This window comes from Roseateles sp. P5_E4 (assembly GCF_054049255.1).
Map to the genome: position 1 here is coordinate 200,414 of NZ_JBFUMS010000009.1, position 23,424 is coordinate 223,837.

General features: G+C 67.4%; 19 protein-coding genes and 1 tRNA gene. 7 read left to right on the forward strand and 13 right to left on the reverse strand.

From position 1 onward, the window contains the following. Positions 1-3 precede the first annotated feature (3 nt). From rdgB to ACXJLH_RS18750, 4 genes are read right to left on the reverse strand one after another with little or no spacing between them, the layout of a single operon-like run. Positions 4-609 carry an RdgB/HAM1 family non-canonical purine NTP pyrophosphatase gene (gene rdgB / locus ACXJLH_RS18735; RefSeq protein ID WP_457324706.1) on the reverse strand — a complete coding sequence of 202 codons (606 nt, stop codon included), beginning with the start codon at positions 607-609 and terminating at the stop codon, positions 4-6. Further along, positions 606-1,334 carry a ribonuclease PH gene (gene rph, locus ACXJLH_RS18740; RefSeq protein ID WP_457445699.1) on the reverse strand — a complete coding sequence of 243 codons (729 nt, stop codon included), beginning with the start codon at positions 1,332-1,334 and terminating at the stop codon, positions 606-608. The genes rdgB and rph overlap by 4 nt, the downstream gene beginning before the upstream one ends. Before the next feature lie 13 nt (positions 1,335-1,347). Next, positions 1,348-2,256: a PP2C family protein-serine/threonine phosphatase gene (locus ACXJLH_RS18745; protein ID WP_056195341.1), complete on the reverse strand. Its 909-nt coding sequence runs from the start codon at positions 2,254-2,256 to the stop codon at positions 1,348-1,350. Further along, positions 2,256-3,224 carry a serine/threonine protein kinase gene (locus ACXJLH_RS18750; protein WP_056195338.1) on the reverse strand — a complete coding sequence of 323 codons (969 nt, stop codon included), beginning with the start codon at positions 3,222-3,224 and terminating at the stop codon, positions 2,256-2,258. The genes ACXJLH_RS18745 and ACXJLH_RS18750 overlap by 1 nt, the downstream gene beginning before the upstream one ends. A gap of 32 nt (positions 3,225-3,256) precedes the next feature. Here ACXJLH_RS18750 and ACXJLH_RS18755 point away from each other — a divergent pair, with 32 nt between their 5' ends. After that, positions 3,257-4,171 (forward strand): YicC/YloC family endoribonuclease, encoded by a 915-nt coding sequence (locus tag ACXJLH_RS18755; protein WP_457445700.1) that lies wholly within the window; start codon positions 3,257-3,259, stop codon positions 4,169-4,171. A 16-nt stretch (positions 4,172-4,187) separates the two neighbouring features. Here ACXJLH_RS18755 and ACXJLH_RS18760 read toward each other — a convergent pair whose 3' ends face one another. After that, the gene (locus ACXJLH_RS18760; protein ID WP_056195332.1) at positions 4,188-4,814 is read right to left on the reverse strand and encodes a Sua5/YciO/YrdC/YwlC family protein; all 627 of its coding nucleotides are present in this window, start codon (positions 4,812-4,814) and stop codon (positions 4,188-4,190) included. A gap of 309 nt (positions 4,815-5,123) precedes the next feature. On the opposite strand from ACXJLH_RS18760, the gene gmk reads away from it, so the two are divergent. From gmk to ACXJLH_RS18785, 5 genes are all read left to right on the forward strand, one after another. Next, complete coding sequence (gmk, locus tag ACXJLH_RS18765; RefSeq protein WP_056195329.1) at positions 5,124-5,744, forward strand: guanylate kinase; 621 nt, start codon at positions 5,124-5,126, stop codon at positions 5,742-5,744. 23 nt (positions 5,745-5,767) lie between these two features. Then, entirely contained in the window at positions 5,768-5,971 is a 204-nt protein-coding gene (gene rpoZ, locus ACXJLH_RS18770; protein ID WP_056195325.1) for a DNA-directed RNA polymerase subunit omega, read from the forward strand. A gap of 207 nt (positions 5,972-6,178) precedes the next feature. Beyond that, complete coding sequence (locus ACXJLH_RS18775) at positions 6,179-8,437, forward strand: RelA/SpoT family protein (protein ID WP_457445701.1); 2,259 nt, start codon at positions 6,179-6,181, stop codon at positions 8,435-8,437. Between the two features lie 252 nt (positions 8,438-8,689). Further along, the gene (locus ACXJLH_RS18780; RefSeq protein WP_457445702.1) at positions 8,690-12,457 is read left to right on the forward strand and encodes a TonB-dependent receptor; all 3,768 of its coding nucleotides are present in this window, start codon (positions 8,690-8,692) and stop codon (positions 12,455-12,457) included. Between the two features lie 163 nt (positions 12,458-12,620). After that, positions 12,621-14,099, forward strand: coding sequence for a tetratricopeptide repeat protein (locus ACXJLH_RS18785; protein ID WP_457445703.1), 1,479 nt, complete (start codon positions 12,621-12,623; stop codon positions 14,097-14,099). Here ACXJLH_RS18785 and greB read toward each other — a convergent pair whose 3' ends face one another. Then, positions 14,100-14,669: a transcription elongation factor GreB gene (gene greB, locus ACXJLH_RS18790; protein WP_457445704.1), complete on the reverse strand. Its 570-nt coding sequence runs from the start codon at positions 14,667-14,669 to the stop codon at positions 14,100-14,102. It abuts the gene before it with no gap. A 14-nt stretch (positions 14,670-14,683) separates the two neighbouring features. On the opposite strand from greB, the gene ACXJLH_RS18795 reads away from it, so the two are divergent. Continuing rightward, positions 14,684-15,718 carry a CaiB/BaiF CoA transferase family protein gene (locus ACXJLH_RS18795; protein ID WP_457445705.1) on the forward strand — a complete coding sequence of 345 codons (1,035 nt, stop codon included), beginning with the start codon at positions 14,684-14,686 and terminating at the stop codon, positions 15,716-15,718. A gap of 67 nt (positions 15,719-15,785) precedes the next feature. Here ACXJLH_RS18795 and ACXJLH_RS18800 read toward each other — a convergent pair. From ACXJLH_RS18800 to ACXJLH_RS18830, 7 genes are all read right to left on the reverse strand, one after another. Next, positions 15,786-15,862 (reverse strand) — tRNA-Arg (locus ACXJLH_RS18800). Positions 15,863-15,943: 81 nt separating this feature from the next. Then, a complete protein-coding gene (locus ACXJLH_RS18805; protein WP_457355869.1) occupies positions 15,944-17,191 on the reverse strand; it encodes a heme biosynthesis HemY N-terminal domain-containing protein in 1,248 nt (415 codons plus the stop codon). Positions 17,192-17,204: 13 nt separating this feature from the next. After that, a complete protein-coding gene (locus ACXJLH_RS18810; protein ID WP_235531915.1) occupies positions 17,205-18,350 on the reverse strand; it encodes a uroporphyrinogen-III C-methyltransferase in 1,146 nt (381 codons plus the stop codon). A gap of 16 nt (positions 18,351-18,366) precedes the next feature. After that, entirely contained in the window at positions 18,367-19,107 is a 741-nt protein-coding gene (locus ACXJLH_RS18815; protein WP_457445706.1) for a uroporphyrinogen-III synthase, read from the reverse strand. Beyond that, positions 19,104-20,030, reverse strand: coding sequence for a hydroxymethylbilane synthase (hemC, locus tag ACXJLH_RS18820; protein ID WP_457445707.1), 927 nt, complete (start codon positions 20,028-20,030; stop codon positions 19,104-19,106). Before hemC ends, ACXJLH_RS18815 begins: the two co-directional genes overlap by 4 nt. A 170-nt stretch (positions 20,031-20,200) precedes the next feature. Further along, entirely contained in the window at positions 20,201-22,456 is a 2,256-nt protein-coding gene (locus tag ACXJLH_RS18825; protein ID WP_457445708.1) for a DUF6445 family protein, read from the reverse strand. Further along, positions 22,453-23,418, reverse strand: a complete 966-nt coding sequence (locus ACXJLH_RS18830) for a cupin-like domain-containing protein (RefSeq protein WP_457445709.1) — start codon at positions 23,416-23,418, stop codon at positions 22,453-22,455. Before ACXJLH_RS18830 ends, ACXJLH_RS18825 begins: the two co-directional genes overlap by 4 nt. Positions 23,419-23,424 lie beyond the last annotated feature (6 nt).

Below are 23,424 nucleotides of genomic sequence, written 5' to 3' on the forward strand. Positions count from 1 at the left end.
ATCTCAGCCAAGCCGCCAGACCTCGCGGAATTGCTGGATCAGATGAACAGCAGCCAGCGCCCGATGGCTGTGCTGGTTCTTGACCGCAGCGCCCAGGCTGGCCACGGTCTGGCCGAGCTCGGGGATGTGCATCAGCGGGTCGTAGCCAAAGCCGCCCTCGCCGCTCGGCGCCTTCAGGATCTCGCCGCTCCAGCGGCCCATGGCGATCAGTGGCTCGGGGTCGTCGGCGCTGCGCACCGCCACCAGGGCGCAGACAAAGCGCGCCCGGCGATCCTCGATGCCGGCCATCTCGCGCAGCAACCGTTCATTGTTGGCTGCGTCGCTTTTCTCGCCGCCGGCATCCAGCGCGTAACGTGCCGAACGCACGCCGGGCGCGCCGCCGAGAGCGTCAACGCTCAAGCCTGAATCGTCGGCCAGCGCTGGCAGGCCGCTGAGCTTGGCGGCGTGGCGGGCTTTGGTCAGCGCGTTCTCGGCAAAGGTTTCAAAGGGCTCCTCGGCCTCCGGGATGCCCAGGCTGCCCTGGTTCACCAGTTCGATACCGAGCGGCGCGAACAACGCCTGCAGCTCGACGAGCTTCTTCGCGTTGTTGGAGGCAAGAACCAGCTTCACTTCAGCGCGGCTTGTTGGACCTCGATCAGCTCGCGGATGCCCTTGTCGGCCAGGTCGAGCAGCGCATTCATCTCGTCACGCGTGAACACCACGCCCTCGGCCGTGCCCTGCAGCTCGACAAAGCCACCCGAGCCCGTCATGACGACGTTCATGTCGGTGTCGCAGGCCACGTCCTCGATGTATTCAAGGTCCAGCAGCGGCACGCCGTCGACGATGCCGACCGAGATGGCGGCCACCGTGTCCTTGATCGGCGAGCGCGACAGCTTGCTGTCGGCCAGCAGCCTGTTGACGGCGTCCTGGGCCGCGACGAAGGCGCCGGTGATGGCCGCCGTGCGCGTGCCGCCGTCGGCCTGCAGCACGTCGCAGTCCAGCGTGATCGTGCGCTCGCCGAGGGCGCTCAGGTCAAACACCGCGCGCAGTGAGCGGCCGATGAGTCGCTGGATCTCCTGCGTGCGGCCGCTCTGCTTGCCGCGGGCGGCCTCGCGGTCGCCGCGGGTGTGGGTGGCGCGCGGCAGCATGCCGTACTCGGCCGTCACCCAGCCTTCACCCGAGCCGCGCTTGTGCGGCGGTACGCGCTCCTCGACCGAGGCCGTGCACAGCACGCGGGTGCCACCGAACTCGATCAGCACCGAGCCCTCGGCATGCACGGTGAAACCGCGGGTGATGCGCACCGGGCGCAATTGATTGGCGGCGCGGCCTGCGCTGCGCGTGAAGGTCTTGGTCATGGGGAAAGAAGAGTTAGCGGCGATTGGCGCCGCGGCCCGATTGGCGGATGACTTCGTTGATCTCGCGTATCGAACGCTCGATCTCCTCGTCGTCCATGCCGGCGACAAGGTCGGCGTCCAGGGCGCCCTGGATGGTGGACGCAAAGCCGGAATTGCCGAGATTCTGCGTGGTCTCGCCGCTGGGCTCGCCCTCGCCTTCCCATTCGACGGCCAGCACGGTGACGTTGTCACTGCGCGCACCGCCGCGGCGCAAGGCCTGCTCGACCAGTTCGGGTACAGCTTCGGTAATGGCCTGGTCAGCCATGTGCTGAACGATCTCGCCGTCCTCCACGCTGCCCCACAGGCCGTCGGAGCACAGCAGGATGCGGTCCGAGGCCTCCATGATGAGCGGCCCCTGGCAGTCCACCATGGGCTTGCCGGGGCTGCCCAGGCAGGTGAAGAGCACGTTGCGATTGAAAGGCTCGCCGCCGCGGGACACGCGGCCCAGGGCTTCCTGCAACTCGGAATAGGAATGGTCGCGGGTGCGGGCAATCAGCTTGCCGGCGCGCACGAGATACAGGCGCGAATCGCCGCAATGCGCCCACCAGGCCTGGTTGCCCTGCAGGATGCAGGCGACGACCGTCGTGCGCGGCGTGTCGTGCAGGCCCTTGCTCTCGGCATAGCGCAGCAGCTGCTGATGGGCAATGACGATGGTTTCCTGCAGGAAGCGCTGTGGGTCTTCGATGACCGGGCGGGCGTCCTGCTGGAACAGCGCGGCCAACGTCTGCAGCGCGATCTGGGCCGCGACTTCACCTTCCGGGTGGCCGCCCATGCCGTCAGCCAGCGCGAACAGTCCCGCCTCCCGCGTGAAGCAATAGCCCATGCGGTCTTCGTTGGTCTCACGGCCACCGCGACGGCTGACCTGGAAGACATTGAATCGCATCAGGCTTTCGCTCCGGACTTCAGGTTTTCAAGCTGGAGTTTGAGGCGTTCACTGAAGCTGAGCTTGGTGTAGCGCCTTTCGGTCTCACGAGCGAGTTCCTTCTGCAGCGCGAACACGCTCTGCGGGCGCGACAGTGCGTCCAGCGACATGCACCACTCGGTCACTTCGAGCAGGTTGTCGGAATAGACATTGCGCAGGCGCGACAGGCTTAAAGACAGGCGGTCCTTCTCCAGGCGCTGCGGCGCGTCATTGGGCGGGTAGCCCTGCATGCAGGCATAGATGCACGCGCCGATGGCGTAGATGTCGGTCCAGGGGCCCAAGCTACCGTCGCGGCGGTACATCTCGGGCGCCGCAAAGCCCGGCGTGTACATCGGGCGGATGAAGTTGCCTTCCTTGCTCAGCACTTCGCGCGCGGCGCCGAAGTCCAGCAGCACGGCCTTGTTGTCATTGGTGATGAAGATATTGGCCGGCTTGATGTCCAGGTGCAGCATCTTGTGCTGATGGACGATGCGCAGGCCGCGCAGGATCTCGTCGAAGAGGCTGCGGATGGTTGACTCGCGGAAGACCTTGTCGCGCTTCATATCGCGCGCGGTCACGATGAAGTCCTGCAGGGTGTCGCCCTGCAGGTAGTTCATGACCATGTAGACGGTTTCGTTCTCGCGCAGGAAGTTCAGCACCGAGACGACGCTGGGGTGCGAGATCTGCGCGAGCGAACGGCCCTCTTCGAAGAAGCTCTTCAGGCCGAGTCGGTATAGCGGTTGCTTCTCGGGCTTGACGCGAGGGGTCAGTTCGCCGGGCGAACGTTCGGCCAGCGACGAGGGCAGATATTCCTTCAATGCGACCAGATGGTGGTCGGGATCCTCGGCGAGATACACCACGCCGAAACCGCCCGCCGCCAGCCGCTTGATGATCTGATAGCCCCCAACCACCGTGCCTGCGGGCAAGGGCGCCGGCTTCGGCTTGGACATAATCGCGTTTTGTCTGTTTTGCGAGATGCGAAATGCCAGTCTACAGCATGACCGGGTACGCCAATTCCCTGGCGCAACCCCCTAAAGCCGAGGACGGCAGCAGTTCAGCGCAAGCGTCGGTCAGCGTCGAATTGCGGTCGGTCAACGGCCGGTTCCTGGACCTGTCCATGCGCATGCCCGAGGAGATGCGCGGCCTTGAACCCCAGTTGCGCGAGTTGATCGCGGCACGTTTCAAGCGCGGCAAGATCGAGTTGCGCATCAACACCCAGCGCGACGCCGATGGCGCCTGGCCGCAACCCCAGCCCGAGCAGCTCAACCGTCTCGCCAGCCTGGAAGCCAAGGTACTCACCTGGCTGCCGCAGGCGGCGCCGCTGTCTGTCCATGAGGCCTTGAACTGGTGCAAGAGCGGCGCGGCGGCACCAGCCCAGTTGGACGCTACGACACTCGAGGCCGCGCAGGTCTGCGTGCAGGGCCTGGCCGAGGCCCGCGAACGCGAGGGCGAGAAGCTGGTGGCCATTCTGAACGAACGCATCGCGCGGCTGCGTGTGCTGGCGGACGAGGCCGAGCCGCTGCTGCCCGCCGTCGTGGCTCGCCAGCAGCAGCGCTTCCTGGAGCGTTGGCAGGAGGCGCTGGCCGCCACCGGCGCTGGCAGCAGCGTGCCGCAGGAAGCTTTGCAGGAGCGCGCGCTGAACGAGGCCGCAGCCTTTGCCATCCGCATCGACGTCGCCGAGGAACTCGGGCGGCTGCGGGCGCACCTCGAAGAGCTGACCCGCCTGTTGAAAAAGGGCGGCGAGCTCGGCAAACGCCTGGATTTTCTGATTCAGGAATTACATCGCGAAGCGAATACTTTGGGCTCCAAATCCGCCGCGCTGGAATTGACGAATATTTCCGTCGAAATGAAAGTCGCCATTGAGCAGATGCGCGAACAGGTGCAGAACATCGAATAGGTTTTGGGCAGGTCATTCAGGCGGCCATCCGCACCTCGGACTGCGCCACGCCAACGGGCCAACGCGCCAGGCTCGGCCGGGACGGCTGGAACAGCTCCACCCACGCCAGATCCTGGGGTTCGAGCGAGCCGACGTCGAGGGCGACGTCCAGCACCGCCTGGGCATCAATCGGGAGCAGGTCGAGGTCTTCTGCGCCTTGCCCCCAAAGCGGCGGCGTGACGAGCAGCGCTTCGTCGAGCAGGCCCAACAGGCCCTGGCAGACCGGATGGGCGCCGAAATACAGCAAGCCTGCGCCGCCAGCCGCCGCAGCAAGGCGGCGCGGCACGCGGTGGGTGCAGCGCAGCAGGAAGGCAGCGGCACCCGCCTCGGCATCCCTGACCGCGCGGAAGGCGCGGTCGTCGATGCGCAGATAAGTGGCCGCCTGGGCGAGGTCGCGGCACAACAGCATGACGGGTTGGCGCTCGTCCACCACGCGCAGCAACCGGGCTGCGGCCGCCTTGTCGTCGAGCCGGCAGGCCATCAGATACCCGGCCGCCGTCGGCAGGGCGGCGATCGCGCCGGCGCGCAGCCTGTCCGCAGTCGCCTGGAGCAGGCGCGCCTGCGGGTTGTCAGGATGGACCTCGTGGCGAAGAAAGCGGCGCATCGTGGGACCTCGTGATGTCACATGGACACGCCACGACGATAAGAAAAGCCATCCGACGCCCGCGTCGGACAAGCCGCTGTGGCGCTGCCGGAGGTCAAGACTTGACGACGCACGGGGTTGTCGGGCACTCGCAATCGGGCCTGCATTGCCAAATAGGGCAGCCATCGCCGCTCCGTGCAGGCGGCGCCGGGCGGCGTCCGAGCTAAAGTTCGCACCCATCACCCACCGGGCGGCGCGAGAAATCCGCAGGGCTGACAGGCACTTAGCCTTCAGCCCCAAGCCGGCCCGGCACGCCAAGCCCACTTCTCCATGGAATATCCCGGCAATCTTTTCGTCGTCGCCGCACCGAGCGGCGCGGGCAAATCCAGCCTTGTGAAGGCGCTGCTGGAGCTGGATGCCAAGCTGGCCGTCTCCATCTCCCACACCTCGCGCGCGCCGCGCGGCCAGGAACAGCATGGCCGCGAATACTGGTTCATCACGCCCGAGGAATTCCGCGCGATGGCCGAACGCGGTGATTTCTTTGAATGGGCCGAGGTCCACGGCAACCTCTACGGCACTTCACGTGCCGCCATCGAGGCGCGCATGCAGCATGGCGACGACGTCGTGCTCGAGATCGATTTCCAGGGTGCGCTGCAGATCAAGCAGCTCTTCCCCTATGCCGTGCTGATTTTCATCCTGCCGCCGAGCTGGGACGAATTGCAGTCACGCCTGAACCGCCGTGGCGACACCGAACCCGAGGTCATCGCCAAGCGCATGGCCAATGCGCGCCTCGAGGTGGCGCAGGCGCAGAACTTCGATTTTGTCGTCGTGAATGCGGTGTTCGACACCGCCGTTTTCGACCTCAAATCCATCGTCCACGCGCAGCGGCTAAAATACCTGGCTCAGCGGCGCAACCGCTCTGCCGTCTTTCAGGCGCTCGATCTGCCCTGATCCGCTTTTCTCCAAGGAACACCATGGCCCGCATCACCGTCGAAGACTGCCTGATCAAGATCCCGAACCGCTTCCAGCTGGTGCTGGCCGCCACCTATCGCGCCCGCATGCTGAGCCAGGGCCACAGCCCGCGCATCGAGAGCAAGAACAAGCCCGGCGTGACCGCCCTGCGTGAAATTGCCGCCGGCGAAGTCGGCATCGAGATGCTGCGCAAGGTTCCGGTCTAAGCACCGTCCCCTGCTGCCACACGGGCGCCCTCGGGCGCCCGTTTGCATTTCGGAGTTTGGGCCGAGCGCCGGGCCGTTCCCAAGCCGGCCCGCCATGGCGATGTGCTTGTGGCTCAACGCTACAAGCATCGCCGTCCCCGCGAGGGGCCGGCCAGGTATTCCCTGGACGAGGGGCCAACAGTTTTCATCGGCTAAATTCGGGACCATATGGCCCAACGCTCCCTCACCGCCTGGTTCACGCTGCCTGGATTGCGCCAGGCGGCGCCGCCCACGCAGGCGGAAGCTGCTTCCTTTGATGCCCTCGCTCCCAAGCTCGGCTACCTGAGCAAGGCCGAGGTCAAGCGCGTGCGTGAGGCCTACAAGTTCGCCGACGAGGCCCACCTGGGCCAGAAGCGGGCCACCGGCGAGCCCTACATCACCCACCCGATCGCCGTCGCCGGCATCTGTGCCGAATGGCGACTCGATGCCCAGGCGCTGATGGCGGCGCTGATGCATGACGTGGTCGAAGACTGCGGCGTTTCCAAGGCCGAGCTGATCGAGAAGTTCGACGCCACGACGGCCGATCTGGTCGACGGCCTGACCAAGCTGGACAAGCTGCAGTTCTCCACCAAGGAGGAGTCGCAGGCCGAGTCCTTCCGCAAGATGCTGCTGGCCATGGCGCGCGACCTGCGCGTCATCCTCATCAAGCTGGCCGACCGCCTGCACAACATGCGCACCATGGGCGCGATGGCGCCGCACAAGGCCCGCCGCATCGCGCGCGAGACCTTCGACATCTATGCGCCCATCGCCCACCGCCTGGGCCTGAACCAGACCTTCCGCGAGCTGCAGGACCTGTCCTTCCAGTATTTCCACCCCTGGCGCTATGCGGCGCTCAGCAAGGCCGTGGGCAAGGCGCGCGGCAACCGGCGCGACCTGGTGTCGCGCATCGAGGGCGAGATCCGCGCCGCCTTCGCCAAGGCCAGCCTGCGCGTGGAGGTGCAGGGGCGCGAGAAGACCGTCCACTCCATCTACAAGAAGATGCGCGAAAAGGGCGGCCTGTCCTTCGCCCAGGTCAGTGACATCTTCGGCTTTCGCATCCTGACCGAGGAGCCGCTGCAGTGCTACACGGCCCTGGGCGTGCTGCACCAGCTCTACAAGCCGCAAGCCGGGCGTTTCAAGGACTACATCGCCACGCCCAAGGACAACGGCTACCAGTCCCTGCACACCACGCTGATGGGGCCGCTGGCCACGCCGCTGGAGTTCCAGCTGCGCACCGAGGGCATGCACCAGATCGCCGAGCAGGGCGTGGCGGCGCACTGGATCTACAAGAGCCGCGGCAAACAGGCGTCGGCGCTGGTCGCCCAGCAGGCCAATGCGCGCTGGCTGCAAAGCCTCATCGACATCCAGGATGAAACGCGCGACGCCAACGAGTTCCTCGAGCACGTCAAGATCGACCTCTTCCCGGACGCGATCTACGTCTTCACGCCCAAGTCCAAGATCATGGCGTTACCGAAGGGCGCGACGCCGGTGGACTTCGCCTACGCCATCCACTCCGACGTCGGCGACCATTGCGTCGCGGCCCAGGTCAATGGCGAGGCCGTGCCGCTGCGCGCCGAGCTGCGCAGCGGCGACATCGTCGAGATCATCACCGCCCCGGGCGCCAGCCCCAACCCGGCCTGGCTGAGCTTCGTGCGCACCGGCCGGGCCCGCTCCAAGATCCGCCACTACCTGAAGGACCTGGAGCAGGAAGAGTCGCGCGAGCTGGGCGAGAAGATGCTGGCCCAGGCGATGCGCGTGGAAGGCCTCGGCCTGCCCAGCCTGGAGCTGGACGACCCGGCTGCGCCGATCTGGCATGAACTGGCCGGCTGGGCCGGTAGTGCAAACACCGAGCAGCTCCTCGTCGACATTGGCGCGGGCCGCAAGATCGCCACCATCATTGCCAAGAAGCTGGCCCGCCTGATGGCCGAGCAGGGGCAAAAGCCCGATGCGCTGGCGCTGACGCTGGGCCGCTTCGCCGAGGCACCGTCCAACCAGGGCAGCGTGACCATCGACGGCAACGAGGGCGCTTCCGTGCAGCTGGCCAGCTGCTGCCGCCCCATCCCCGGCGACGAGGTACGTGGCTACCTCGGGCGCGGCGAAGGACTTATCGTGCACACCTGCGAATGCGCCATCGGCCGCCGCCTCTTCCAGCGCGACAGCGAGCACTGGATCCAGGTCGAATGGGCCGAGGAGCTGGGCCGCAGCTTCGAGGCCGGCATCGCGCTGCTGATGGCCAACGGCAAGGGCGTGCTCGCCCAGGTGGCCCAGGCGGTGGCCCAGGCCGAGGCCGACATCACCCACATCTCGATGAGCGACGAGGCGCAATTGCGCGAAACGGCCGAGATGACGCTGCTCATCGCCGTACGCGACCGTCTGCACCTGGCCGACGTGCTGCGCGTGCTGCGCCGCACCGCGCCMGTGCAGCGGGTCTGGCGCGTCAAGCCGTAGGAAACGCGCCGAGGGCGTTGCGGCCAATCACGGCCGTGACTGTTTCTATTCGCTTCCTCGGGTTAACCAGTGTTTCTGGGCCCGGTATTTCTTTTCGAGATAGCAAACGAGACAAAACGAATTTCTCCCCGTTACAGCGGCTGCTTAAGGTCGCGCCGCGGCCCGGGAAGGAGGTGAAAAGCCCCTCTCGTCCGGCCCGCAGCGACCGACCCACAACAAGCCCGGGACCCCACCGGAGCGCGGAGAAGACACGTGAACAAGTTCAGCAAGCCTGCGGTGGCAACCGCCGTTTCCATGGCCCTGGCCCTGATGGCCCAGCAATCCGCCCTCGCCCAGCAAAGCGGCGACGGCGCCAAGCCCGAAGACGCCAAGCCGGCCGCGCGCAAGCCAGGCGCCCCGGTGCAGGAACTTGAAACCGTGCTGGTGGTCGGCACGCGCCAGTCGCAGCAGTCCAGCATCAACCGCAAGAAGCACGCGGCCACGGCCCAGGACTCCATCGTGGCCGAGGACGTTGGCGCCTTTCCTGACCGCAACATCGGCGAGGCCATCTCGCGCATCGCCGGCGTGGCGCTGGACCGCGGCGACTTCGGCGAGGGCGTCAACGTGTCCATCCGCGGCAACGGCCCCGAGCTGACCCGCGTCGAAATGGACGGCATGGCCGTGCGTTCGGGCGCCGGCACCGACCTGCTGGGCGGTGGCGACGGCCGCGGCACCGAGTTCCGCGAGCTGTCTTCCGACCTCATCAAGAGCGTCGACGTCATCAAGGGCTCCACGGCCGCGATGACGGAAGGTTCGCTCGGCGGCGGCATCATCATCACGACCCGCACCGGCCTGGACTTCGACAAGCCCTTCTACTCGTTCCGCGCCGCCGTCACGCAGAGCGACCTGAACAAGCAGAACACGCCCAACTTCAACCTGGTGCTGGCCGACAAGTTCCTGGACAAGCGCTTGGGGGTAATCGTCAACCTGAACAAGTCGCGCTACAAGAGCGAGCAGCATGGCGTCACGCAGGGCGGCAGCAACAACCAGCAGGGCCTGGTGCGCCTGGGCGACTTCGACGGCTCGCCCGAGAAGACCTTCACCTTCAACCCGGCGACGGCCAACGGCGACAGCATCAACACGCCGATGCAGATCTCGCCGCTGATCGCCGGCGGGAACTTCAACGCCTCCACGCCGCTGGAGCTGTTGACCAAGTCAGCCGCAGCGCAGACCAAGGCCGACTGCTTCACCACCTTCCCCAATCTGACGACGGCCCAGACCAACCTCATGGTCGCCGCTGGCCGCACTGCCGCCTACACGCAGCGCCAGAACGAGCAGATCACCTGCCTGAACCAGTGGAATGACTACTCGCCCTCGCAGACGGCGGGCTTTCGCTACAACTTCAAGAGCCAGGACGACAAGCGCACCGGCGGCGACGTGCGGCTGGACTTCAAGGTCAACGACCAGCTGACCGTCTACAGCAAGCTGAGCCTGAACAAGCGCCATGTCGACGACATCGTCGGCTTCCTCGGCGTGGGCAGCAACACGGCCTTCAACCAGACGACCCCGGCGACCCCTGTTCCCACCTTCCTCGACAACACGACCACCAACGTCCGCACACTGAACCCGGCATCCAGCGCCTACGCCTCCCTGCTGCCCAACTCGTACTCCTTCCGCGCCAACAATGCGCCGCTGGTGCTCGGCACGACGACCAACGTGCTGCCAGGCTACACGGTCGATTCCTCGCATCACCTGACGAGCTATTCGACCAACAACGGCTCCTTTGGCACGGACACCATCTTCAGCAGCATCGACACCGATTCGAAGACGCTGATCCTGGGCGGCGAATACAAGAGCGACCGCCTCAGCGTGCAGGCGATGGGCGGCTCGACCAAGTCCACCGCGATGCGCTATGACCGCCGCGCCTCCGTCAGCTATGTGTACGGCATCGGCAACTTCGCGCTGCAGCCCAATGGCATCTGGTCGTTCACGCTGCCCAATGGCAACAACAACGAGCAACTCAACTTCCCACTCTATTCCACGCTGAACCCGGCCGCGCCATTGGCCGCCTTCCCGGCCTCGGCGACCAACCCGGTCTCCGTGCCGGCCTACACGGCCGCCCAGCGCGCGCAGTACACCAACAACACGCAGTTGCTGGTCATCCGCTCCTTCGACACCGAGAGCACCGAAAAGACCGGCAAGGTCGACCTGGCCTACAACCTGGTCGACAAGGTGCCCTTCCTGACCTCGCTGAAGGGCGGCCTCAACTACCGAGACACCGGCGGCACCACCTGGAGCGGCGCTGGCGGCACGATCAAGGACCCGGTCGGCACCTTCGGCACGGCCGGCTTCGTGCCGGGCGTGTACATGCCCGGCGTCAACACGCGCTGGAACGTCATCGGCTGCGAGAACACCGCCGGCTCCGTGGCCGCGAACGGCCAGCCCTGCGCCTACGGCTACATCCCCAACAACCAGCTCAACAACGGCACCGGCAACGTGGTGGCGGGCACCAACACGTTCACCAAGGCGCAGTACGAAGAACTGATCCGCCAGACGCTGACCATGGCCCCGGCCGGCCAGTTCTACGGCGGCTCCAAGGACCGCCCGGCGACGCTGATCGACGGCTGGAACCAGCTCGACGTCGACAAGATGTTCCAGCTTGCCGGCATCCCGGTGCGTCTGGACTGCTTCCGCACCTGCACGGCCAGCGACGGCAAGGTCTACGACATGCCGATGACCAAGTTCACCGAGAAGTCCAAGGCCGCCTATCTGATGACGGACTTCGAGATCGACCGCGTGCCGTTCACGAACTGGGCCCTGCCCTTCGGTATGGAACTGGCAGGCAACTTCGGCGTGCGCGTGGTGCAGACCGACGTGACCGGCACCGGCTACCTGACCTTCCGCTCGGTGCGCAAAACCGCCGCTTTCGATATCAACAACCCGACGGCCCCCGCCGGCTTCGTGTCGAACACCTTCTCGCAGAACGCATCGGTCGAGGCCAAGTCGACCGACGTGATGCCCTCGCTGAACCTGGTGCTGTGGCCCGTCGTCGACAAAGTCGCGCTGCGCTACTCCCTCGGCAAGACGATCGCCCGCCCGCCGGTGTCCAAGCTGCTGCCCTCGGGCGGCACCAACGTCGTCTGCTCCAACAGCCAGATCGTGGAGGAGTCAGCCGATCCGGACGACAGCGCCCCCGACCAGGGCTGCTCGGGCACGCTCGGCAACCCGGCGCTGAAGCCGCAGACCAACGTCAACCAGAACCTGTCGCTGGAGTGGTATGCCAATCGCGACACCAGCGTGTCGGTCGGCGTCTTCCGCCAGAAGGGCCTGATCGGAGCGCCCACCATCGGCGTCTTCCGCAACAACAACAAGGTGTTCGCCACCAGCAATGCGGTCGACCCGATCACCGGCACCCCGCTGAAGGACATCGACTTCTCGTTCGCCCAGTGGGACAACGCCCCGGCGTCGACCCGCCGCGGCCTGGAGCTTGGCGTGAGGACCGCCTTCACCTTCCTGCCGTCCATCCTGCGCTACACCGGCGTGGACGCCAATTACAGCCGCGTGCGTTCGACCCAGGGCGCGCCGACGCTGGACCTCATCAGCGGCGAAATCCTGCCGGTCGTCAACGAGCCGAAGTATTCGTGGAATGCCTCGCTGTGGTACGACGACGGCGGCTTCCAGGCCCGCGTGGCGATGCAGGTGGTGGCCGCGCGCTATTTCGTGTTCACGCCGAACACCGGAACCAGCGTGGGCGTTAACAACTTCCCGTCCATCGGCACCAGCTTCCGCGGCGCACCGACGAGCTACAACCCGGGCGCCCCCATCTTCGGCAGCCGCACCGCCTTCATTGACGCCAAGGTCTCCTATCGGTTCAAGAACGGCCTGGAGCTGTTCGCGGACGTCCGCAACCTCACCGGGGAGCGCACGCAGACCACGACGGGCGGCTATCAAGACTATGCCGACGGCATTCCCAGCATCTATGGCGATGGCTACAACGGCCGCCGCTACATGGTGGGCATGACGCTGCGCAGCCCGCGCTGAAATGAAACCCCTCGCCCAGTCTTGCCCCGCTGAACGCGGGCAAGCCCGGTCGGTCCCCCGGGGGGACGGCGATGCTCGCGGCATCGAGCCGCGAGCACATCGCCATGGCGGGCCGGCTTGGGAGCGGCCCGTCGCTCGGCCCGAATACCTGGGGCTCGTCGGCGTGGCGCTGTGCCTCGCGCTGGCCTGCCCGGCCAGCCAGGCGCAGTTGGCCGCCGCCAGTGCGCCTGCCGGGGCGCCCAACACGCTGGACGCCGTCAAGGTGACAGGCCAGCGCGACAAGAGCGTCGATCCGTCCATGATCGACGCCGCCAAGAACAAGGTGCTGTCACGCGAATACGCGCGGTCCTGCGCCTTCATGAGCAGCTACTCGGCTGCCGACGACCCCGTCACGCTGGCCTATATGCGTGACTTCAAGCTGTCGGACAGCCCGTCCAACGAGGCCGAGCGCTTCAGCGACCTCAGCCCCGAAGGCAATGCCAAGACCGCCAGCGCTGGCAGCTCGCTGGAACCCGCCGTCGACACGGCGCCAGACTTGATGGCGCCCTCCACTGGGTGCGGTCCCGGCGACCGCCGCGCCGCCGCCGGCCGCAACTGGATCGCCCGCAAGGACAAGTCGCTCACCCAGGCCTTCGAGGCTTACGAAGCGGGCAACTACACCGAGGCCCGCGCCAGGTTTGAAGAGGGCTGGAAGAAGCTGGGCTATGAAGAAGCGGCCATGATGCTGGGCCGCATCCACCTGATGGGCCTGGGCACGCCGCGCAGCACACCCAAGGCCATCGAGTGGCTGCACGAAGTGGTCGACGCGTCCTACAACCCGGCCGCGGACCGCCTGAAGTTCGATCCCCAGAAGCCCGACAACATCAACACCCGCGTCGAGGCTTCGCTGCTGCTGGCGCGCATCTACCTCACCGGCCAGGGCACCAAGCGAGACCCGGTGCAGGCCTACAAGTGGTGGAGCAAGGCGCTGGACTACGGCTTCGAGCCCGCCGGCACGCTGCTGGCCCAGGCCCACCTCAGCGGCATCGGCACCAAGCCCGACGCCAAGCCCGCGCTGGCCTACCTGCAGGCCGCCGGCGAGGCAGGTGACGTGACCGCCCTGTACATGTTGGGACAGCTGTACCACCACCAACTGCCCGGCCAGCCCGACGGCGTGCCGCTGGACCTGCAGCGCGCCGGTGCCTACTTCGCCGCCGCCGCTAAGGCTGGCCACCTGGAGGGCACCTACGCCGCCGCCCGCATGATGGACCTCGGCGAAGGCCTGCCGGCACCCGCGCCCGAACGCGCGGTCGTGCTCTACAAGGACGCCGCGCTGAAGGGCAACGCCGACGCGCAGAACGCGCTGGCCACCTACTTCTATCGCGGTGAGGTGGTGCCGCAGAACTTCGCCACAGCCCGCCAGTTCTTCCAGGCCGCCGCCCAGCGCCGCCAGCCGGATGCGATGTTCAACCTTGCCGTCATGCTGGCGCAGGGCCAGGGCGGCGACAAGGACATGGCTGCCGCCTACGCCTGGTGCAGCCTCAGCAAATCCATGGGCCACGAGCAGGCCGCCGTGGCCCTGCCCAGCATCGCCGCGCGGTTGAGTCCGGACGAAAAGGCTCGCGCCGACGCGATGCTGAAACCGCCGGCGAAGAAATCCTGATCAGCCGCCTGCCGGCGCCGGATAGACGACCTCGACGACCTCGATCTTCTCGACGCCCACCGGCGTCACGAGATTGAGTTCGTCGCCAACGCGTGCCTTCAGCAGCGTGCGCGCGATGGGCGAGATCCAGCTGACCTCGCCGGCCAGGCTGTCGGACTCGTCGATGCCCTTGATCGTGATCGTCTTCTCCTCGCCCTTGGTGTTGGCATAGGTCACCGTCGCGCCGAAGAAGATCTGTTCGCTGCCGTAATGGACGCTCGGATCGGCGACCTCGGCGATGTCCAGCCGCTTGGTCAGGAAGCGCAGCCGCCGGTCGATTTCGCGCAGCCGCTTCTTGCCATAGAGGTAGTCGCCGTTCTCCGAGCGGTCGCCGTTCTTTGCCGCCCAGGACACCACCTCCACGACGCGCGGCCGCTCCACGTCCAGCAACTCCATGAACTCAGCACGCAGCCGCGCATAACCAGCCGGCGTCAGGTAGTTGCGCGTGCCAGCCGGGAGCGCCGGCAGCGAGGGGCCGTCGCCATCGTCATCGTCGGCCGTGTCGGATTCCTTGGTGAAGGCCTTGTTCATGACAACATTGTCCGATGCAAGCCCCTCCCTCCGCCGGCCCGCTGGCCGGCCTGCGCGTCATTGAAATGGCCGGCATCGGCCCCTGCCCGCTGACCGGCATGCTGCTGGCCGACCATGGCGCCGACGTCCTGGTCATCGAGCGCCCTGGTGGCCGAGTGCTGGATACCGGCACGGGTCTGGATCGGGGCAAACGACGCACCTGCCTGGACTTGAAAACAACGGACGGCCTGGCCGAGGCGCGTGCGCTGATCGAAGGCGCGGATGCGCTGATCGAAGGCTTTCGTCCCGGCGTCATGGAGCGCCTGGGCCTCGGGCCTGAGGTCTTCCAGACCAGCCACCCGCGCCTCGTCTACGGCCGCCTCACGGGCTGGGGCCAGACAGGGCCGCTGGCCCAGGCCGCCGGCCATGACATCAACTACGTCGCTGTGACGGGCGTACTGTCCGCGGCCACGCGTGCAGGCGTCGCTCCGAGCATCCCGGCCACACTGATCGGCGACATGGGCGGCGGCGCGATGTTCCTGGCCTTCGGCTTGATGGCCGCGCTGTGGGAGGCTCAGCGCAGCGGCCGGGGCCAAGTGGTGGATGCGGCCATGGTGGATGGCGTGGGCCTGCTGTCCAGCCTGCTGCATTCGCTGCGCGCCGCAGGCCGCTGGAGCGACAAGCCCAAACAGAACTTCTTCCTGCACAGCTCGCCCTTCTACGACTGCTTCGAATGCGCCGACGGGCGCTTCGTGTCGATCGGCGCGCTGGAGCCGCAGTTCTATGCCGAGTTGCTGCAGCGCCTGAGGCTGGATGACGTCGATCCCGCCGCCCAACAGGATCGCAGCCAGTGGCCAGCGCTGCGCGAGCGCGTGGCTTCGCGCCTGCGCGAGAAGACGCGTGATGAATGGTCTGCCCAGTTGGAGGGCAGCAACGTCTGCTTCGCGCCGGTGCTGACCCTGGCCGAAGCGCCGCTGCATCCGCATGCCCTGGCGCGCGGCAGCTTCACGCAGACCGAGAGCGGCCATTGGCAACCAGCCGCTGCACCACGCTTTTCGCGCAGCCGCTGATTCGGCGCCACAAAGAAAAACACCCCAGAGGCTTGAACCTCTGAGGTGTTTCCATTTCTTCTTGTTTTGGTGCGGCTGGCAGGATTCGAACCCACGACCCCTTGGTTCGTAGCCAAGTACTCTATCCAACTGAGCTACAGCCGCTGAAGCCTCACAGTATAGCCAGATTTTCAGGGGCCCGACAAGACTTTGGCGCTTTTTTAGAAATAGTTTGGGCAGCCGCCATCAGGGCAGGCGCGCGGCGGCTTCGAAGCAGCGCGCGCGGCGATTTTCGTCGCCTTCCTGCTCGGCCAGCGCCGCCAGTGCCAGCCAGCTGCGACGGCGGGCCGGGCTGGGCATCGTCACGTCGTCGGCTGCCGTCTCAAGCATCAGTCGCGCCTTGCCCCAGAGCTGGCGCTCCGCAAGAGCATGGCCCAGCGCATAGGCCAGAGCGCGCTCGCGTGGGAAACGCGACTGCGCTGACTCGAGGCGCTGCAGCCAGTCAGGCCCGCAGCCAGCCAGCACCGGCACGAGAGCATTGGCAAGCGCCGCACGGTCGTCAGACTGCAATTCGGCCAGATCATCGAAGAATGGCCGCAGCCAGCCGCGACCGTCGTCCGGCGCACCGAGTTGGCCGGCGCATTGCGCGGCACGCGCGGCGACGAGGGGATCACGGCGATCGGCCGGATCGAGCTGTTGCCAGATCGAGCGCAGCTGGTCGACATCACGCGCGCCGTCCAGCGCTTCGAAGGCCAGCGACCGCAACAGTCCCTGGGCCGCGACCTTGGAGAAGGCCTGATGCTTGGCGAGCAGGCGCGCGGTGCGCAGCGCATCCAGCGGCTGGCGAGCCAGGCGCGACGCCTGCAGCCGCAGGCGCAGGGCCTGGGTGCGGCGCGCGACACCGGGGGCCAGTTCGCCGAGCACGCTCAGTGCGCGGGTGGCGTCGCGGTCGTCCAGGGCCCATTCGGCGGCGAGCAGCCGAGCGCCGTCTTCCTGTGCGCGTGCGCCACTGGTGCGATGCGCCAGGTCGAGGGCGCGCGCGAGCTGTTCGTCGCGATGGCGGCGATCCTGCAAGCGGTGGGCACTGGCCGCGGCGAGCAAGTGGGCCAGGGCCATGAAGGACTGGTCGGCCGCCAGTTCGGGCGTGGCGGACTGGATGTTGAGGGCCTTCTGCGCCGCTTTCTGGGCGCGGCTGAAGCGGGCGCCGAAGAGCTCGACCAGAGCCTCGCGCAGGGCGAGCTGGGCACTGCGCTCACGCTGCGCCAGCCGCCACTCGCGGGCGCGCTTGGGCAGGGTCGTCAGCGCCTCGATGGCCTGGATGGCCGTGACGAGGGCGAAGCAGCTGGCGACCAGCAGCAGCAGGAAGAGATTGAGCGAGATGTCGACCCGCCAACCGGCCCAGTAGAAGCTGGCAAGACCATCGTTGCTGCCCAGGGTCAGTGCCGCGACGACGGCGACGACGAAGAGCAGGACCAGCCAGATGACGAGACGCATGATCAGCGTCCTTTCATCGACCGGCCGCGGCGGCGGTCAGCGCAGCCAGCGTGTCATCCGGCCGCGGCACGCTGACCTGGCGCGCCTGGCCTGACACCTGGCGCAGCAGCTCGGCCACGCTGGCCACCTTGCGCGAACGGGTGTCGAAGTAGCGGTTCAGCATTTCCTGGCTGTCACGAAGGTCGGACTGAGCGGTGTCGAACTGGCGGCTCAGCAGCGCCAGGCGGGCGTTCAGCAGGCGCAGCTTCAGGTTCTCGCGCAGGAAAAAGCTCTGATCGGGCGAGACCAGTGCCGCCTCGGGATGGTCGATGCGGGTCACGCGCAGCAGCGTGCGGGCTTCGCCCCAGACCACACCGGTCCAGCTGGAGAGTTGCTGCGTGGCCTGCCACCACCACAACGAGACCTTGCCGTCCGCCGCTGCGGCGGCCTGCTCGCGTTGCAGCTTCAGTGCACGCTCGCGCTCCTTGGCGGCATCGCCGTTGCGCTCGTCGCGCTGCTTGGGCGCGGCCTCGTTGCCCGAGACCAGCGGCAGTTCGTCGGCCATGCGCACGACTTCGTCGAGCTTGATGGTCAGCGTGGACACGTCGACGACGGCAACCGCCTTGACGCGGTCCAGGTCGCGCGCGACGGCGCGGCGTATGCCTTCCATGCGCGGTTGCTTGTAGCGCAGCAGGCGCTCGTCGGCCTGCTTGAGCGTGGCCACCAGGGGTTCGGCGCTGCCGGTGATCTGCGTCTGCTGAAGGGCCACGCGGATGGCAGCCTCGATGTCGCCGACGACGTTCTCGTCCCGCGAACGGGACATGGACTGGATCAGCTCCTCCAACTGGCCGCGCTGCAGGGCGACCTCGGCCAGACGGGCGTCCAGCAGCGAGACCTTGGCGGCCGTGTCGCGCACCAGCTCAGCGGATTGCTTGGCAGCCAGCCGCGCCTCGGTGGCCTGCGCCTGGCTGGCCTCCTGGCGGCGCACCAGCTCCTGCTCAAGCGACTGCTGGCGCGACAGGCTCTGCCAGGCCAGCACGACGCAAAGCAGCACGGCGGCGCCCAGCAGGGCCAGCAGCCAGGGCAGCCAGACCGGCAGCGCGGGGGCGAAAGGGGACGGTGGCGGCGCGGCGGGCTCGGCCGCGGCGACAGCAGGGGGATTCAGCGCAGGCTCACTCACAGTGCGATGGATTCTGTCAGAGGCCTTTCAGGGCCTGAGTCACCGCTTCAGGGGCCGGTCGCGCCAAAACCACAGGATCGAAGCCGGCCGCCCGGGCAGCTTCGGCAATGCGGGCATGGGTGGCGATGGCGCGCTGCTGGTTCATGTCCATGCCTTGCAGGTGGCCGACGGCCTCGGCACTGCTGAACAGCCATACAAAGGCTGTGGGCTCTGCGCGAATGGCGTCCAGCAATGCCTGCTCGGCCATTTCGAAGCGGGGGCCGGCACGGTGATAGGTCGTCACGGTTTCGACGCGCGCGCCAGCGGCCGTCAGTTGCTCGGCCAGCCATTCGCGTCCGCCATCGCCGCGCAGCAGCAGCACCCGGGCGCCGGCCCAGGCACGACGGGGTGACAGTTGTTGCCAGAGGTGTTCGGAGTCCAGGCTGGCTGAGTCCGCTGCGGGCTGGACGATCTGGCCCGCGGGCACGCCGCGTTCGATCAACGCCTGGGCGCTGCCCGGCCCGACGCAGGCGGCCAGCGTGTGGCCTGGCCACGGGCGGTCGGCGTGGCGGAAGAACTGCTCGACGGCATTGGGACTGACGAAGACGGCCAGGTCCATATCGGGCAGGCTGGCCCAGGCCGCGACGACCGCTGCCGGATCGCGGGCCGGCAGGATCTCGATGAGGGGCAGCGCCACCGCCTCGACGCCGAGTTCGGCCAGGCGCGCCAGCCAGGCCGCGCACTGCGGCCGTGGGCGCGTGACGATGAGGGTCGTCATCCAGGCAGGTAGGAGCCGGCGCCCAGTTCGCGCAGGCGTGCAGCGGCCTGCTGGCCCAGGGCCCGGGCCGCATCGGCCGCCACCACGTCACCCGTGACGCTGGTACGCAGCAGCGGCGAGGTGTGGGCCTCGGCATGGCCCAGGGCGGCGTCCAGGCACAGCGTCGCGCCCTGCCAGCGGGCGTGGGCCGCCAGCGGCAGGCTGCAGCTGCCGCCGAGCGCACGCGACACGGCGCGCTCGGCCTCGCAGGCCAACAGCGTCGGCTGATGGATGAGTTTGGCCAGGGCTTCGGCCAAGGCACCGTCATCGGCGCGGATCTCCAGGCCCAGCGCGCCCTGCCCGGCGCACGGCAGCATCTGATCGACCTCGAAGAAGCCACGCACGCGCTGGGCCAGACCCAGGCGCTTGAGGCCGGCCGCCGCCAGCACGATGGCTTGGTAGCCGCCCTCGTCGAGCTTGCGCAGCCGCGTATCGAGATTGCCACGCAGCGGCTCGACGCGCAGGTCGGGCCGCAGGCTGAGCAGCTGGGTCACGCGGCGCAGGCTGGAGCTGCCCACCACCGCGCCCTCGGGCAGTTCGGCCAGCGAGGCGTAGTCGTTGGAAACGAAAGCATCGCGCGGGTCTTCGCGCTCCAGCACGGCCGCAAGAACGAAGCCCTCGGGCAGCTCCATCGGCACGTCCTTCAGCGAATGCACGGCGAGCTGGGCGCGGCCTTCGGCCAGCGCCGTCTCCAGCTCCTTCACGAACAGGCCCTTGCCGCCGATCTTGGACAGCGTGCGGTCCAGGATCTGGTCGCCGCGGGTCGTCATGCCCAGCAGCGTGGCGGTGATGCCGAGCTCGGCGGCGAGACGGGCCTGCACATGCTCGGCCTGCCACAGCGCCAGGCGGCTTTCGCGCGTGGCGATGGTGATGGAAGTCGTCATGGCCTCGATTATCGAGGCCGTGGGGTCACGTCTTCCGGGCCGAGCGCCGGGCCGCTCCCAAGCCGGCCCGACTGAGGCCACCTGCGGCTCAATGCTGCAGGTGGCCTCGTCCCCTCGGGGGACCGACCAGGCCCGCCCGCGTTCAGCGGCGCGAGACAGGGCGAGGGGCCTCAGGCCATGCGGCTCTTGAAGAAGGCGTTGATGGTGAGGCGGCCCATGCCGGTCTGGTAGCCGGCCTTGGCAGCGAGCCAGTTGATGTCGCCGGTATGGAAGATGCTGCCGCTGTAGAAGATGGCACGGTTCCACTTGGCCGGCACCCGGCCGATGACCTCGAAGTAACGGTTGCTCTCGGTCATGTAGCCAGGCGCGATGCCGTACTTGTCGCTGAAGGCGCTGCCGTTCAGCGTGTTGGAGTCGCGCATGAACTGGCGCGTCTCGGCGTCGGACATCAGCGAACGGAAGAACACGGTGCCCCCCAGTTGCTCGTCCTTGAACAGGTAGTGCACGGATGCCGAGATCACCTCGCCCGGCCCGATGGCGGAGTCGTCGCGGTGGCAGATGCGCTGGCGCGGGTCCAGCGTCGTGGCGTCCTGGGTGACACGCGAGAAGCGGCCGAACATGCCCAGCCCCGGGCCGGCACCCAGCCGGGGGCGCAGGTGCTGTTCGAAATAGCCCCCCAGTGCGCCGGCGATGCCGTCCGGCAGTGCCAGCTGCGGGCCGGGATAGGGATGGCCCGCGGGCGCCTCGAACTGGCCGGCCTGGGCCTGGGCGAGCGCCAGGAGGGCCTCGGGGTCTTGCGCGAAGTCGTCGACCACGTAGACCGTCGCGCCGTTGGACAGCTGCACCGTCTCCAGACGAGCGTTGGGGTTGATGCGCAGCTCGGGGCCGACGACAGGCTTGTTCGTGACCAGGTCGAGCTTGGGTGCGGGGCAGAAGCCGTCGATGAACTGCTGGTGCTTGGGCAACTTCATCAGCGTGCGCGCCACGTCCTTGCGGATGTCGCCGAGGAACTCCGCGAGGTTGCGGTTGTCCATGTTGCGCGTGATGGGGTGGTGGCTGGCAGGCGTGATGCCCTGCCCCATCATGACCTGCACCCAGGAGTTCTCGGCGAACAGCTCGCCCTGGTTCAGCATGATGCGGGCGGTGTCGCGGAAATGCTGGATGCGGTGCTTGAGCAGCGGCGGCACATCCATCTCGCGGCAGTCACGCCAGAAGGCCGAGTCCGTGCGGTTGTTGACGTGGTAGTGCAGGATGATGAAGTCGCGCACGACCTCGATCGCCTCCTGCGTCTGCCGGTTGTACTCGTCGATATCGCTCTGGCGCACGCCGTCGGTCGGGAACAGCTCGATCAGCCGGGTCAGGCCCTTCTGGATCAGGTGGATGCTGGTGGATTCAATCGGCTCCAGGAAGCCGCTGGCCAGGCCGATGGCGACGCAGTTCTTCTTCCAGACTTGCTCGCGCTGGCCGGGCGTGAACTTGATGACACGCGGCTGGCGCAGCACCTCGCCCTCGATGTTGGCGAGCAGCGCCGCTTTCGCGTCGTCGTCGCTGATGTGCTTGCTGCTGAACACGACGCCGTTGCCGACCCGGTGCTGCAGCGGGATGCGCCACTGCCAGCCCCAGGGGTGGGCGATGGCGCGGGTGTAGGGCACGGGCTCGCCGACCAGCGTGGTCTGCACAGCCAGCGCGCTGTCGCAGGGCAGCCAGTGCGACCAGCTCTCGTAGGGCACGCCCAGCGTCTCGCCGATGAGCAATGCGCGCATGCCGGTGCAGTCGATGAAGAAGTCGCCTTCGACCAGCGCGCCGCCATCGAGTTGCAGGCCGGTGATGTCGCCGCTGGCAGCATCGGTGTGGACCTTGGCGATCTTGCCTTCGATGCGCTGCACGCCCAGCGCTTCGGAGAAGCGGCGCAGGTACTGGCCGTAGAGCGTCGCGTCGAAGTGATAGGCGTAGTTGATGCCGTTGTCGGGCAGCGTCGCGAAGCGGTTGTCCAGCCCGGCGCGCAGCTCCAGGCAGTAGTCGCCGTAGTCGCTCGCCAGGCCACGCTTGCGGCCTTCCAGCCAGAAATGGTGGAAGCCGGCCGTCCAGTGACCTTTGCCGGTCTTGCCGAAGGAGTGGAAGTAGTTCTCGCCGACGTTGCGCCAGTTCTCGAAGCTGATGCCGAGTTTGAACGTGGCCTGCGTGGCCTGGATGAACTCGCGCTCGTCCAGGTCCAGGATCTCGTGCAGGATGTGCAGCGTCGGGATCGTCGCCTCGCCGACGCCGACCGTGCCGATCTCCTCGGACTCGACGAGTCGGATGTCGTAATGCTTGCCCAGGCATTTGGACAGGCCCGCGGCCACCATCCAGCCGGCGGTGCCGCCACCGGCGATGACGACGCGACGGATGGGTTTGGGAGCGGTGGTCATGGTCGTGGATGAGCTCATCGTTTGAGTCGGTTCTGCAGCATCGAGCGCAGCTGGCGGGCGCTGTTGTCGGTCATCGGCGCGAGGATGCCGCGCGCGGCGGGCGGGATGTGGGCCGCCGTCGTTTCGTCAGCGTCGAAGACATAGTGGTTGAACAGCGCGCGCCAGGTATCGCGCTGGGCCGGCGGCAGGTCGCGCAGTGATAGCAGGGCCATCAACAGCGTGTTGATCGGCTCGTCCATGAAGGCCGGGGACTGCCGCCACCAGAAGTTGACGAGCGCGCTGATGGGCTCCAGCGACTCCACGGCATGCCACCACTGGCTGGGGATGAAGAGCGCATCGCCTGGCAGCAACTCGAAGGTTTGCGCATGCTCCAGCGCCTGCGCGTAACGCGGGAAACGGACGAGGTCGGGCCGCGCGTGGTCGACGAGGCTGATCGGCTGGCCGGCGGGCGTCAGGTCCAATGGGCCGATGTAGAGGTTGGCCACCTGCTCGGGCGGGAACAGCGTGAAGCGGCGCCGGCCCGCGACGACACAGGCGATGTTGTCCGGCAGGTCGAAATGCGCGGCCACCTGCATGCGGTTGCCCAGCCAGATGCTCGCATGCGGGTTGAGGGGCGCCAGCGCAGGCAGGTCGTTGGGCGGGCGCAGGCCGGGAAAGCAGTGGTCGATGCCGGTAGAGCCGAGGTAGAGGGCGTCCGGCGTGCCGGCCAGCAGCTCGTCCAGCAGCGCGCCGAAGGTGTGGGTCTCGTGCCGGAAGTTGAAGCCGGTGAAGTCGGCGTTGTAGAAGAAGCGCCCGCCGATCTCCGGCGCACCGCGCCAGAGGGCCAGGCGCGTGTCGGCGCCGAAGCCGCGCAGGTAGTCGCAAAAATCGGCGTCGGACCGCTGCGCGGCCTGCACCAGCGGCCAGCGCCCGACCAAGCCGCGCATCAGCACGGGCTGGGTGGACTGGAGCACGTCTGCCGGGATCGCTTCGGCGCTCACATCACT

Coding starts and splice junctions, on each gene's coding strand:
- rph (WP_457445699.1), bottom strand. CDS start 1,334: ATGACCAAGACCTTCACGCGCAGCGCAGGCCGCGCCGCCAATCAATTG.
- ACXJLH_RS18745 (WP_056195341.1), bottom strand. CDS start 2,256: ATGCGATTCAATGTCTTCCAGGTCAGCCGTCGCGGTGGCCGTGAGACC.
- ACXJLH_RS18750 (WP_056195338.1), bottom strand. CDS start 3,224: ATGTCCAAGCCGAAGCCGGCGCCCTTGCCCGCAGGCACGGTGGTTGGG.
- ACXJLH_RS18755 (WP_457445700.1), top strand. CDS start 3,257: ATGCCAGTCTACAGCATGACCGGGTACGCCAATTCCCTGGCGCAACCC.
- ACXJLH_RS18760 (WP_056195332.1), bottom strand. CDS start 4,814: ATGCGCCGCTTTCTTCGCCACGAGGTCCATCCTGACAACCCGCAGGCG.
- gmk (WP_056195329.1), top strand. CDS start 5,124: ATGGAATATCCCGGCAATCTTTTCGTCGTCGCCGCACCGAGCGGCGCG.
- rpoZ (WP_056195325.1), top strand. CDS start 5,768: ATGGCCCGCATCACCGTCGAAGACTGCCTGATCAAGATCCCGAACCGC.
- greB (WP_457445704.1), bottom strand. CDS start 14,669: ATGAACAAGGCCTTCACCAAGGAATCCGACACGGCCGACGATGACGAT.
- ACXJLH_RS18795 (WP_457445705.1), top strand. CDS start 14,684: ATGCAAGCCCCTCCCTCCGCCGGCCCGCTGGCCGGCCTGCGCGTCATT.
- ACXJLH_RS18805 (WP_457355869.1), bottom strand. CDS start 17,191: ATGCGTCTCGTCATCTGGCTGGTCCTGCTCTTCGTCGTCGCCGTCGTC.
- ACXJLH_RS18815 (WP_457445706.1), bottom strand. CDS start 19,107: ATGACGACCCTCATCGTCACGCGCCCACGGCCGCAGTGCGCGGCCTGG.
- hemC (WP_457445707.1), bottom strand. CDS start 20,030: ATGACGACTTCCATCACCATCGCCACGCGCGAAAGCCGCCTGGCGCTG.
- ACXJLH_RS18825 (WP_457445708.1), bottom strand. CDS start 22,456: ATGAGCTCATCCACGACCATGACCACCGCTCCCAAACCCATCCGTCGC.